The organism is Sulfurospirillum deleyianum DSM 6946 (assembly GCF_000024885.1).
In the GTDB taxonomy this organism is placed as follows: domain Bacteria; phylum Campylobacterota; class Campylobacteria; order Campylobacterales; family Sulfurospirillaceae; genus Sulfurospirillum; species Sulfurospirillum deleyianum.
Window position 1 is genome coordinate 273,495 of the sequence record NC_013512.1, and the last position, 12,676, is coordinate 286,170.

Annotated in this window: 14 protein-coding genes; 11 read left to right on the top strand and 3 right to left on the bottom strand. The window is 40.8% G+C overall.

Annotated elements, in window-relative coordinates:
* Window positions 1-120: 120 nt before the first annotated feature.
* Genes SDEL_RS01465 through mqnF form a run of 3 tightly spaced genes read right to left on the bottom strand, consistent with a single transcriptional unit; the run spans window position 121 to window position 3,052 of the window.
* On the bottom strand, window positions 121-972 hold the full coding sequence (locus SDEL_RS01465; RefSeq protein WP_012856090.1) for a YitT family protein: 852 nt from the start codon (window positions 970-972) through the stop codon (window positions 121-123).
* The gene (gene sppA, locus SDEL_RS01470) at window positions 972-1,832 is read right to left on the bottom strand and encodes a signal peptide peptidase SppA (RefSeq protein ID WP_012856091.1); all 861 of its coding nucleotides are present in this window, start codon (window positions 1,830-1,832) and stop codon (window positions 972-974) included. The genes SDEL_RS01465 and sppA overlap by 1 nt, the downstream gene beginning before the upstream one ends.
* Window positions 1,826-3,052 (bottom strand): aminofutalosine deaminase family hydrolase, encoded by a 1,227-nt coding sequence (gene mqnF / locus SDEL_RS01475; protein WP_012856092.1) that lies wholly within the window; start codon window positions 3,050-3,052, stop codon window positions 1,826-1,828. Before mqnF ends, sppA begins: the two co-directional genes overlap by 7 nt.
* A 91-nt stretch (window positions 3,053-3,143) precedes the next feature.
* Between mqnF and aroQ the strand changes: the two genes are divergently transcribed.
* From aroQ to SDEL_RS01530, 11 genes are read left to right on the top strand one after another with little or no spacing between them, the layout of a single operon-like run.
* Complete coding sequence (aroQ, locus tag SDEL_RS01480) at window positions 3,144-3,626, top strand: type II 3-dehydroquinate dehydratase (RefSeq protein ID WP_012856093.1); 483 nt, start codon at window positions 3,144-3,146, stop codon at window positions 3,624-3,626.
* Between the two features lies 1 nt (window position 3,627).
* Window positions 3,628-4,659 carry a M24 family metallopeptidase gene (locus SDEL_RS01485; RefSeq protein ID WP_041666218.1) on the top strand — a complete coding sequence of 344 codons (1,032 nt, stop codon included), beginning with the start codon at window positions 3,628-3,630 and terminating at the stop codon, window positions 4,657-4,659.
* The gene (gene folK / locus SDEL_RS01490) at window positions 4,656-5,123 is read left to right on the top strand and encodes a 2-amino-4-hydroxy-6-hydroxymethyldihydropteridine diphosphokinase (protein WP_012856095.1); all 468 of its coding nucleotides are present in this window, start codon (window positions 4,656-4,658) and stop codon (window positions 5,121-5,123) included. The genes SDEL_RS01485 and folK overlap by 4 nt, the downstream gene beginning before the upstream one ends.
* 4 nt (window positions 5,124-5,127) lie before the next feature.
* Window positions 5,128-6,399 carry a flagellar biosynthesis GTPase FlhF gene (gene flhF / locus SDEL_RS01495; protein WP_012856096.1) on the top strand — a complete coding sequence of 424 codons (1,272 nt, stop codon included), beginning with the start codon at window positions 5,128-5,130 and terminating at the stop codon, window positions 6,397-6,399.
* Complete coding sequence (locus SDEL_RS01500) at window positions 6,380-7,252, top strand: MinD/ParA family protein (protein WP_012856097.1); 873 nt, start codon at window positions 6,380-6,382, stop codon at window positions 7,250-7,252. Before flhF ends, SDEL_RS01500 begins: the two co-directional genes overlap by 20 nt.
* A 22-nt stretch (window positions 7,253-7,274) precedes the next feature.
* Complete coding sequence (locus SDEL_RS01505) at window positions 7,275-7,643, top strand: hypothetical protein (protein ID WP_012856098.1); 369 nt, start codon at window positions 7,275-7,277, stop codon at window positions 7,641-7,643.
* A complete protein-coding gene (locus SDEL_RS01510) occupies window positions 7,624-8,328 on the top strand; it encodes an RNA polymerase sigma factor FliA (protein ID WP_190275670.1) in 705 nt (234 codons plus the stop codon). Before SDEL_RS01505 ends, SDEL_RS01510 begins: the two co-directional genes overlap by 20 nt.
* Window positions 8,321-9,382, top strand: a complete 1,062-nt coding sequence (gene fliM / locus SDEL_RS01515; RefSeq protein WP_012856100.1) for a flagellar motor switch protein FliM — start codon at window positions 8,321-8,323, stop codon at window positions 9,380-9,382. The genes SDEL_RS01510 and fliM overlap by 8 nt, the downstream gene beginning before the upstream one ends.
* A 3-nt stretch (window positions 9,383-9,385) precedes the next feature.
* The gene (gene fliY / locus SDEL_RS01520) at window positions 9,386-10,246 is read left to right on the top strand and encodes a flagellar motor switch protein FliY (RefSeq protein ID WP_012856101.1); all 861 of its coding nucleotides are present in this window, start codon (window positions 9,386-9,388) and stop codon (window positions 10,244-10,246) included.
* A 9-nt stretch (window positions 10,247-10,255) separates the two neighbouring features.
* Entirely contained in the window at window positions 10,256-10,990 is a 735-nt protein-coding gene (locus SDEL_RS01525) for an LOG family protein (protein WP_012856102.1), read from the top strand.
* A gap of 2 nt (window positions 10,991-10,992) precedes the next feature.
* Window positions 10,993-12,666: a hypothetical protein gene (locus SDEL_RS01530; protein WP_012856103.1), complete on the top strand. Its 1,674-nt coding sequence runs from the start codon at window positions 10,993-10,995 to the stop codon at window positions 12,664-12,666.
* The last annotated feature ends 10 nt before the right edge of the window (window positions 12,667-12,676 follow it).

A 12,676-nucleotide genomic window follows, 5' to 3' on the forward strand; every position in this document is an offset into this window, starting at 1 on the left:
TTTTGACACATAACTATTTATTCAACGAACATTATATAAGAAACAGCCTAAAAAATAAAAAATACCACACCTGTATTACACTATACCGTCAATCATAAAAAACACTTTCAATGAAAGCGCTTAGTCTCTTCCTAAAAACTCTGAGGCCTCGGAGATGATGAGAAACGCTTCGGGGTCGTATTCTCTTATGATGTCTTTTAGCAGTTGGATTTTTGCACTCTCGACGGTGACCAAAATCACCGTTTTGACTTGCTTTTGGTGGTGAAGTCCCACGCCTGTAAAAATCGTGCCGTGCTCTTCGATGCGCTCTCTGATTTGCTCGGTTAAGGTTTCAACATTGTTGGAGACGATTTGCACCACTTTGCGAGGTGGACGACCAATTAAAATCACATCAATCATCTTAGCGGTCACGTAAACGCCAAGCATACTATACAGCGCTTTTTTGATGTCGCCGTGCGTGAGGATAAACGCAAACATAATGCTAATATCAATGGCAAAAAGCACTTCGGAGGCTTTAAACTTACTCTTCATCGCCACGATTTCACCGACCACGGAAGTGCTTCCAGTAGAAGAGCGCCCTTTAATGACCAAGCCCACACCTAGTCCTATAAACATACCGCCAAAAATTGCGGCTAAAAGGATGTCATCGGTGATGGGGTTAAGTTTCAGAAATTCTCTAAAAAAGTCCGTAAAAAACGAGGTTCCCAACATGGCAAGGAGGGTTTTAAAGGTGTACTGTTTTCCAAAATAGACAAACCCCAAAATAACAAAAGGAATACTCACCAAAATGATGAGCGTTCCAAGGGTCAGTGAGTCAATGAGATAGTGCAAAATGAGCGCAATGCCAATGCCCCCTCCCGTGACCATATTGTTAGGCGATAAAAAACAGACGACGGCAAACGCCATGGACATAGTTCCTAGTAACACATAAACGTATTGCAAAAAGGCAAGGGAGGCGGAGGTTTTTTTCATTACTTTAAATACCCCATGGTGTTTAAAAGAGGAAGGTGTGCGCTACTCTCCAATCTTTTCATCCATTTATCCATCGCATCTGGTTTTTGCCATACGGGGTGCGTAATATTGGCAAGCTCTTCCACTTTGGTTTTGGCACTGCTTAGGGAGCCAATTTCATCAATGAGATGCACATTGAGCGCCTTACTGGCGATAAAAACTTGTGCGTTGGCAAACTCATCAGGTTTGGCAAGGTTAAGTCCTCTAGCCGTAGCGACATCTTTAACAAACAAATCATAGGCGTCATCAATCAAATTTTTGAGCGCACCTCGCTCTTTTTGCGTCCATTCACGGGTAAAGGTGCCCATTTGCTTGTACTCTCCCGCACTTAAGACCTGCTCAGAAATGCCCAGTTTTTTAGCCAACTCTGCTACATTGGGCGCTTGAAACAAAACCCCAATGGAGCCTATGAACGCTCCAGGATTGGCGATGATGTAGTTTGACCAAATGGAGGCGTAGTAACTTCCGCTGGTCATACTTCCCCCAGCATACGCCACGACAGGTTTTTTCTCTGCCAAGCGTTTTACCGCCATAGAAAGCTCAATGGAAGGAGCCAGTGCGCCACCAGGGGAATCTACATGTAAAAGCACACCTTTGATGTTTTCATCGTTTTGTGCTTTGTCGATGTTCTCCAAAATCTCTTCCACATTTAAAATCTCACCCTCAAGCTTGACAATCGCAAGATTAGGCGTTTTAAGCTCATCTTGTGAGCCAAAAATGAGCACCAAAAGCAGTAAAAAAAGCATCGCTTTAAAGTGGTTTTGGATGTAGGTAAAAATAGCGCCTATCCAAAGAAAAGGTTTTTTAAGGGTTTCTAGCATAGTTCTTCTCCGTCAATAAAAGTTAAATGGGTGTGATGGGTGTGTAAAATAAGCTGTAAAGGAAGGGTCTCAATGGCGCATTCTTGCGGTAACGTCACCACAATCATATCCGAAGCCAAGCCCTCTTTTAAAGCACCGCACGGTAGTTTTAAGGCATGAGCGGCGTTACATGTAACGCTTTGAAGCAAGGTTTTGGCTAAGGTGTTTAGCGCTTTGTCTGAATGCATCATAAGGCTACTTCGCATCTCATCCCAGAGGCTTAGTGAGATGTTGGAGCTTAGTCCATCGGTTCCAAGTGTCAGGTTAATGTTTTCGTTTTCCACAGCCTCTACATCAAGTGCTCCCACGCCTAAGAGGCGATTGGAGACAGGGCAGTGGGTGAGGGTTGCGTTTTGTTCAGCGATGGTGTGCAACTCTGCTTGATTGGCGTGAACGCCATGCGTAAAAAGGGTGGCATTTTTCTCAAAAAGAGCAAGATACTCCACGCTTGTGCACATCGGTTTGGCGTGAGGATTAAAGGCGCTAAAAAAGCTTTGAAAATCTCCACTTCCCTCATCCATCCATGCCCGTTCCGCTGGAGACTCCATAAAATGCGTAGAGACCACACACCCTTCATCAAGGGCAAGTTGAAGCGCTTTTTTCGCCAAAATAGGATGGGTAGAGTAGGGCGAATGGACTGAAATAGCAGGGATAAAGTGTTTACATGTAAACTCCTTACTCGCTTCCAATCGTCCTCTAAAATCGCTGTACATCACATCAACCGCACTAGGCACGGAGCCTAGGACTTCATTAAAATAAACGACACGTTGCGGGGCGTTCACACACGCTTCCAAATCGGCTCCAAAACTGCTAATCGCACCAAGGCTCGTGGTTCCACTTTTAAGCATCTCATGTAGTTTACATGTCATGAGTTCCGTGGTTGCAAGTGCGCTCAGTTCATCTCGGTGTGCGATGATCGATTGAAGCCATGGGATAAAATCGCCATAGCGTAGCATGCTTTGGTTTGCGCTAAATTCTAAATGCACGTGGCTGTTAATAAGACCTGGTAGAAGCACACTGTTTTTTGGGGTTTGCAGTAGCGTTGCGGTGGGGTGTTTTTCTTTGAGAATGGAGGCTTTTCCTACCTCTAAAATCTGCGTATCAAAAAGCACCGCACCCTCTTCAATGATTTCAAATTGTTCGTTACATGTAAGAACAAAATCGGCGGTTATCAGTGTCACTCTTTTCCTTTATTAAACCATAAATTCGTGTAATTGTATCGTAAACTAAGTACAGCTATAATAGAACAAAATTTTTAACAAAAGGTAATGCATGAAAATTGTTGTGATTCAAGGTCCAAATCTCAATATGCTCGGTCATCGTGAGCAAAATGTGTACGGTGCGATGAAATTAGAGGAAATCCACTCTCAAATGGAAGCGGTTGCAAAGCAAAATAACTTTGAAATTGAATTTTTTCAATCCAACCTAGAGGGTGAAATTGTCGATAAAATTCAAGAGTGTTTAGGTGATGCGGATGGTATTATTATCAACCCAGCGGCATATACACACAGCTCTATTGCCATTCGTGATGCGATTAGTGCGGTCTCTTTGCCAGCGATTGAGGTGCACATTAGCAACATTTATCGACGTGAAGAGTTTCGCCAAAAAAGCATGACAGCCCCCGTATGCACAGGTCAAATCAGCGGTTTTGGTCCTTTTGGTTACCACCTTGCGATGATTTCTATGATGCAAATGCTAGGCGAACTTGACGCCCTTCGTAAAGCCCAAGCGGCACAACAAGTTACCCAAGCCTAACGTGAATAACTACATTCTGATGGATGAGAACGCACTCTTTTATGAGTGCGGTTTCTCGTGCGATAACGCTCTGTTTTTAAAACTCGGTAGCGAGGCGTTTTTTATTACCGATGGACGCTATACGACGGAGGCTTCAAGCCTCATCTCCAATGCGCACGTATTAGAGGGCGATAGAGGTGATTTGCTCAAAACTGCTCGGTTACTGATGCGCAAAAGCAAGATTCAGACAGTGGCTTACAACCCGTTGGAGTGGAACGTTGAGCGTTTTGCAAAGCTGAGTGAAAAACTTTCCATCACGTTTCAAAAAAGACCCAATTTCTCACAACAAAAACGCATCATCAAAACTGAAGATGAACTAAGAAAGCTTCAAAGAGCAGCACAGTTTGGCAAAGAGGCGTTTGATGCTTTTGCGAAGCATCTCTCTGCTTTGGGTGAGGGCGTGGATGAGAAGAGAGCTTTTTTTGAGGCGGAGATGCTTTTAAAACGTCAAGGTAGTTTGGGGCTCAGTTTTGAGCCCATTGTTGCGTTTGATGCCAATGCCGCCAAACCGCACGCTTTGCCTACGGATAGCACGCTTCAAAAAGGAAGTTTGGTGCTCATGGATGCGGGTGTGAAATATGAGCGCTACTGCTCCGATAGAACCCGTACCGCCTTTTTTGATGGAACGCTTCGCTTTGAAAAAGAGCAACACTTTAGCGATACGCAAAGACAAAAAGTGTACGACACGGTTTTAAAGGCGCAAGAGATGGCTCTTAAAGCGGTGAAAGTGGGTGTAAAAGCCAGTGAGATTGACAAAGCCGCACGTGAAGTGATTGAAAAAGCGGGATATGGACGCTATTTTGTGCATTCCACAGGGCATGGTGTGGGATTGGATATTCATGAATTACCCGTGATTAGCGCACGCTCACAGGCGATCATTGAGGAAAATATGGTCTTTACCATAGAACCTGGGATTTATCTGCCCAATCAGTTTGGGGTGCGCATTGAAGATACGATTAGTGTACGAAGCAATGGTGCGGAGATTATGGGGTGAAGTTAGAGAAGATTCGTTTTTTTCCTTCCTATCGAGGCAGTGCAAAAGCCTATACCTATCGTGCATTGATTGGTGTAGGAGGCAATGAGGGAGAGGTAAAGAAACGGTTTGTTGCCCTCTATCGTTTGCTCCAAGATGACCCTCGTTTGCATGTAGAGGAGAGTTCTCCTCTTTTTAAAAATCCACCCTTTGGCTATGCTCATCAAAATGATTTTTACAATGCCGTGATGGTCGTGGAAACTTCTTTACATGTAAACGCATTGCTGAAAATACTTTTACATGTAGAGAAGCGCTTTAGACGGGTGCGTCTTTTTAAAAATGGTCCAAGAACCCTTGATTTAGATATAATATTTTTCAATCATGAAAGGCGTCATCAAAAACATGTCATCGTTCCCCATCCAAAATGGCAGGAGCGTTTATCTGTGGGTGTACCGCTCTTAGCGTTAAAACGTTTTAAAGGATAGAAGGGTGAAATTTCATACGTTTAGTGGTGGAACGCCAGCAGAAGCACTCAAGCGGGCACAACAAGAGTGCGGTGAAAATGCGCTGGTAATTAGTACCAAACAGATTCGCAAAAAAACCATTAGCTCTTCCGCACTTTATGAGGTGGTGGTAGCGATTGAAGAAGAGAGTACGCCACCTAGAGTGGAAAAAGTAGAGTCTCTAAAACCACGTGGTGGTGAAGATGTCCTCTTTAGTCTCTCAGAAGCGGCAAAACAAATTTCTCAAATTGCACAAGCCACGAGTGAGCCCTCTTTGTCTCAGGGAATAAAGGTATCTGAAAAAAGCGTACCCAGTGAAGAGTTAGGTGATATCAAAAACGAAATCAATAAACTTGCAGATAAAATTAAACTCATTCAAGAGATGTTTTGGGAAGAAAAAGCACCAATCCGTAACCATTTAGCCATTCCCTCAGAATTTTCTGAAATTTATAAATTAGCCAAAATAAGCGGTATGGGCGAGGATCATTTAGAAAATATTATGAATCTCACGTTGGAGCATATGCCAGGACGTATGAAAAACAGCTCAGAGACCATTAAGCGCTATTTTCAAGTGTTGCTTCGTAAACTGATTCCTGTGAGAGTAGAAGCGGAAGTTCAAAAAGGAAACAAACGGGTGATGATGTTTGTGGGTCCCACAGGTGTGGGCAAAACTACGACCATTGCCAAACTAGCGGCTCGTTACTCTTACATTCAAGAAAAACGCTCAAAAGTTGGCATTATTACGCTTGATACGTATCGAATTGGTGCGGTGGAGCAACTTTTTGCGTATGCCAAAATGATGCGTTTGCCTATTGAAGATGTGGTTGACCCCAATGATTTTAATAATGCGCTCTCTTCGCTCAGTCATTGTGATGTCATTTTGATTGATACCGTGGGAAGTTCGCAATACGATAAAGAAAAATTGGTAAAACTCAATAAATTTTTACAAAATTCACAACTGCAAATTGATGTCAATTTAGTCCTCTCCGCAGGGTGTAAGTTGGAAGATTTAAAAGAGATTTATAAAAATTTCTCTTTTTTAGATATTGATACCTTAATTTTTACAAAGTTTGATGAGACAAAAGCATTTGGAACGATTTTTTCTTTGATTTATGATACGGATAAACCTGTGAGTTATTTTTCGATTGGGCAGGAGGTTCCTGATGACATTGTTCCCGCATCGAGTGACTTTTTGGTCGAGTGTATTTTAGAGGGTTTTGAGAAAAAAAGAGGTAACGATGGAAACACAGGCAAATAAACTTCAAGAACTGGTTGGTTCTGTTTCATCCAAGACGCAGAGTCGCACAAAATTTATTGCCATCACGAGCGGTAAAGGTGGCGTGGGTAAAAGTACCGTGAGTGCCAATATGGCAAATGTACTCTCCAATAACGGCTATAAAGTCGCTCTTTTTGATGCGGATATTGGTCTTGCCAATTTAGATGTCATTTTAAATGTGCGTATTGATAAAAATATTTTACATGTACTCAAAGGTGAGTGTTCCCTAAGCGATATCATCGTACCCATCAAAAAAAATCTTCTCCTTATTCCAGGGGAGAGCGGCGATGAAATTTTAAAATACTCTGAACAGTTTGTCTATGAGCGATTTTTAGAAGAGACAAAAGTGCTTGATGATGTTGATTTTATGATTATTGATACGGGTGCGGGAATTGGGGAGCATATTCAGCTCTTTTTAGAAGCAGCGGATGAGGTGATTGTCGTCACCGTTCCAGACCCTGCGGCTATTACGGATGCGTATGCGACGATTAAGATTACCAGTAAGACACAGTCTTATATCCATGTGATTTTAAATATGACGAAAAGCGAGAAAGAGGCACAACTCATTTTTGATAAGATCAATAAAGTCGCACAAGCTAACATAGGAAATGGTTTAAAACTTAATCTCATTGGCAAATTACCTGAGGATAAGCTTATTTCAAAAAGTATTAAACAGCGTACCCTTTTTACCAATGATGCGCCTAACTCTTTAGCTTCTTTAGATATGAAACACATTGTCAACAATCTTGTCTATAAATTGGAACGAAAAGTGCTTAAAACAGATACCTCAAAAGGCTTTGGAAGCTTTTTTAAGCGTATTATTGAGCAATTTTAGATACATTCCATAAAGGCGATGCATGGTTAAGGCAGAGAATTTCATCTATTTTTTTACAATTTGTGGGTTTTTTATCGGATTGATGTTTTCAATACTTAATTTCTCAGAGGCTGAGGAGATACTTTTTTACACCTTAGAAATTACCTTGGTGTTTTATCTCATTATCCATGTAGCCGTGATTAATTTCTTTGACTTTGATAAAATCGCAACGTTTATTTTTAATAAAAAAGAGCATGAAAATATTGGAGATTACTTTATTCAAGAGCTTGAAAGCAGAGAAAAAGTGATGGATAATCTTTTAGCCAGTTTAGATAATATGAACCAGCAGTATGAGAAATTCATGAAAGGCTCGATGGAAAGCAATGAATCCTATGGTCAAAAAGCAGCCTAACCCATACAGTCAAAATTTAAAAAAAGAGCAAGATGAACTTGTATTGCAATACCTTCCTGCGGTTCGTGCTATGGCGTATCGGTTACGTGAGCGTTTGCCAGCTTCTGTGGATGTGAATGATTTAATTTCGATTGGTACAGAGGAGATGATTAAACTCTCCCGTCGCTATGATAAAGACCAAAATGACTCTTTTTGGGGATACGGTAAAAAACGTGTGTATGGCTCTATGCTCGATTTCTTACGCTCCCTTGATACGATGAGCAGGGCTAACAGGCGTCTCATTAAATTGGTTGATCAAGAAATTACTGCTTATTTGGGTGAACATGGGAGTGAGCCTGATGATGCGTATTTGGCAAAAGTGTTGGGCGAAGATAGTGAAAAAATAGCTGAAGCACGCAATAGTGCGATGATTGTCTCTGTGATGTCACTCAATGAACAAGTGACGATTCTCTCAGGTGAAGATACAGCACAAAAAGTAGAAAAAGATGAGTTGATGGAGATGGTTCAAAGCATTCTTTCAACGTTTAATGAACGTGAACAGATGATTATTCAGCTCTACTATTTTGAAGAGCTCAATCTTAAAGAGATCAGTGAAATTTTAGAGATTAGTGAGTCACGAATTTCACAAATTCATAAAAAACTGTTAGCAAAACTCAAAGAACAATTAGGGTTATACCATGGCTGATATTTTAAGTCAAGAAGAGATAGATGCACTTTTAGAAGTGGTTGAAGAAGATGGTGATACCCTTAGCAGTGAACTTGACAATACTGAAAGTAAACAGGTTATTTTATACGATTTTAAACGCCCCAATCGTGTCTCAAAAGAGCAGTTGCGTGCGGTTAAAGGTATTCATGACAAAATGGCACGTAACTTAGCCTCTCAAATCTCCGCAATTATGCGAAGTATCGTCGAGATTCAGCTTCATTCTGTGGATCAGATGACTTATGGTGAGTTTTTGATGTCACTGCCTAGTCCTACGAGTTTTAACGTTTTTTCGATTAAACCGTTGGATGGGAATTGTATCATTGAGATTAACCCATCCATTGCTTTTCCGATGATTGACAGGCTTTTGGGAGGTTTGGGTGAGTCATACGAGGCAACAAGGGAACTGACAGACATTGAACTGAATCTTTTAGATGCCATTTTGCGTATTATTATGCAGCGTCTTAAAGAGGGGTGGGCGCCTATTACGGATATGTATCCTGCCATTGAAACCAAAGAGTCTAGCCCCAATGTTGTACAAATCGTCTCTCAAAACGAGATTGTCATTATGGTGGTGATGGAGATTATTATCGGCAATTCTAGTGGAATGATTAACTTGTGTTATCCTGTTATCTATTTGGAGCCTATTCTCTCTCGTCTTGCCAACCGTGATATTATGCTAGGAGAAACGAGTGCGAAAAAGAGTCGCAATAAAGAGCTTAATACGCTAATTTCTCGCGCAGAGGTCTTCAATGAGGCGATTATTGGTCAAGCAGAACTCTCTGTGGGTGAGCTTTTGGAGCTAAAAAAAGGGGATATTGTTCGTCTTGATAGAGCCGCTGATGATAAGGCGATTGTGATGATTGACAAAAAAGAGCTTTTTTTAGCGGAGATTGGTTTGCATCGTTTTCATAAGTCAATTAAAATAGAGCGTTTGGTGAAAACCGATAAAGATGAAGTCAAAGAAGAGCTCGAAGAGTTGGAGCAGATTCGTAAGTCTAAAATTTCATCATTTGATATATCACAACAGGGGTAAGGTGTGAATACATTTGTACAATTATTGCAACAAGAAGTAATTTCAACGATTGAAGGCTTAACGGGTATTGCACCACAGGTTGAACTCAATAAAGAAGAGAGTACCGAGAGTAAACTTAGGCTGAGTCCTCCTCTTGCAAGATTGGATGTTTCTGTCGGCGGTGATATGCATGGACGTATGCGTGTTACGGTTGCGACATCCATAGCGACTGCGATTGGTGATATGATGCTCGGTGGAGAGGGTTTAGAAAAAGAGGAGATGGATGCGGAGGATTTGGATGCAACCAAAGAGATTGTTTCCAATATATTAAGCTCTTTTTCACGCTCCCTCGCTAGTCAAAAAAACATGCCAAAGCTCGAGTTTGATATTGAAAGTGTTGAGTATATTGATGCGAATAGCGAGATTGAGTTTAGGGGATATGAGAAGCTTTTTATTTATAATTTAGCGATTCATATGTCGCACGATACGATAGCTTTTGCTATATCCAGTGAGCTTACACCACTTGTTGAAGATATGCCACGTATGGATACACCCAAAGAAAGTATTCCAGAATCCGCTTTGATAGAGCCTAAAAAAGTAGTTCCCAGTATGAGTCCAGAAGAGATTAGTAATATAGAATTAATTAAAGATGTGAGATTGCCGATTCGTGTGCGAATAGGCTCTAAGAAGATGTTATTAAAAGATGTTTTGAGTATGGATATTGGCTCAGTGATAGAGTTAGACCAACTTGCTAATGATCCTTTAGAAATTCTAGTAGGGGATAAAGTGATTGCGATGGGTGAGGTGGTGATTGTGGATGGTAACTTTGGTGTGCAAATTGGAGAAATTGGTACCAAACGTGAACGTTTAGAGAAATTACGCTAAAGAGAGCCCATGCAGGAATCAAAACGCATTAAAGATATTGAGCGCACCAATGAATGGAGTGTGCTTCGCATTATGTCTGATTTTGTCAAAGGATTTGATGAGCTTCAGGATTTAGGACCTTCTGTGACCTTTTTTGGAAGTGCTCGTTTTCATGCGAATCATCGCTACTACAAAGAGGCTTACACGTTAGCGAAGCGTTTGGGTGAGAAGGGGTATTCTATTGTGACAGGTGGTTCCAAAGGGATTATGGAAGCTGCCAATAAAGGTGCTTTTGAATCGAACGCCTGTGAGTCCATTGGTTTAAACATTAATCTTCCGCATGAACAATCAGGCAATGAATTTACAACCAAACACTTAACCTTTGATTATTTTTTTGTGCGAAAAGTGATGCTGATAAAATACTCTTTAGCCTATATTATTTTTCCTGGTGGCTTTGGAACGCTTGATGAACTTTTTGAAGCCCTAACGCTCACTCAAACCAAAAAAATTACCAAAATTAGCATTTTTCTTTACGGTAAAGCGTATTGGGAAAAGTTGATGGATTTTATTCAAACAACATTGGTGGAACACCATACCATTCGTCCTGAGGATGTGGAACTCATCATCTTAACGGATGATATGGATGAGATTGTCAATAAAATTGATGAACGATTGATTTTGTATGTCAATGCGCTGAAAGAAGAGGGATTAGAGCAGAGTCGTTACTATCAGAGTGCGATTGAATTTTTGTCCAATAAAGAGTAATCGTGCACGCCAAAAAACATTTTCTTAAAAAAACACTGCCTCTTTTTGGTGCGTTTTTACTCCTAAATGTCGTGTTGTATGAGATCAGTTTCTACATTTTTAAAACCTATCGTGCTTATTTTAACTCCGATGCGGCTATTGCCAATATTTTAGCTGAAGAGATGGTATACGCAGGGAGCTTTTTCCCCTCCCATTGGTGGTATGTCAATAACGATTTGTGGGTTTTTTATAAACAAATTCTTGTGATTCCTTGGGTACTTTTGGGTAAAAATGGCTATTTTGCCCATGCGTTTACGGTCTTTTTTGTCACTATTTTTATGATAATTTTTGTCTATGCTTTTTTACGCTCTTTAATGTTCTCACGTACTGCATCGTTGATGGGTGGCATTGTCGTGTGCGTGGGTTATTCGCCAATGTATCTGCGAGAACTTTATGGAGAAGCGGCCTATACATGGTACTTTTTGTTTATGATAGCGTTTATGTTTATTTTTAGAAAATTGAGCCCTCATGTGCTCAGTGTTGCGACACAAATTAAAGCCTTTATCTTTTTTATGGCACTGCTTTATCTACTGGTTCTTGCCAATCCTGTTCGTTTTTTTGTCTATTATGTGATTCCTTTTTTAGGCGCGTTGGGTCTTAGCCTTTATTTGGCAAAAGATTCGTTAAAAACATTTCAGGGTGTCTTAAAGCGCTTACGTTCTCTTAAACGTATTCTTATTATTCTCTTTGCGTTAGCAGTGATGGCGATAGGTATTGTGGCACACCAAAGCCTTTTAGAGAATTTAAAAGTGGCGGGAGGAGCGAATCAAGCAGCGTTAATTGGGCTTGAGCGTTTGCCTGTGCATGTGGCACACGCTTTTTTAGGACTTTTTAATTTTATTGGTGCAGAGTGGGGAAATAATGTACCTGCCGCATCCCTTGAGGGAGGTATTGCGCTTTTAAAGTTTTTTCTCTACCCTATGGTCTTGCTCCTTCCATTCTTACATGTAAAAGGTTCTTTTTTCCAAATGAGCGCTACGGAGCGTTTTTTTGTACTCTTTTCGTATGTGGGATTTGCGTTGATTTTTGTTTTGTATGCGACCACAGGTTTGCATGAACATGCTTGGGCAGCACGTAATAATATTCGTTATATCTCTCCTTTTCTCATGATGATTTTAGTTTGTAATGTGATGATGTGGCGTTTTTACGCTCTGTTTGTCAAACTCTTAGTTTCTCTCTGCTTTATACTAGCCCTTGGTACGTCGTGGCAGTATATCTCGCCTAAGGAGTGGAGAGCTTTGGTGGATGAACGCATTGCTTTTGTCGAAGAACTTCGTAGTCGTGGGCTTCACTTTGGTTATGCTACGTATTGGGATTCACATATTTATACCGTCTTTAGTGACAGTGAAGTGGATATTCGCCCGATTATTATGAGTAAAGAGGGAATTAAACTAGAGCACTGGCTCTCCAATGACCGTTGGTATCAAAAAGACTCCACAGCGGGTAAAGTCTTTTTTGTCACCGATGAGAAAAATTGTGAAGTTTTTCAAGAGGGGATTAAAGCGTCCAATATGCCTGATTTTATTGATTCATTTACCTATGGCAAATACACGATTTTTATTTTTGAAAAAAATCCACTCTATGAGAAGAAAACAGCAAAACCACCAAAGAAAAAGCGTATAATAACGCCTTCTTAATCTTTACATG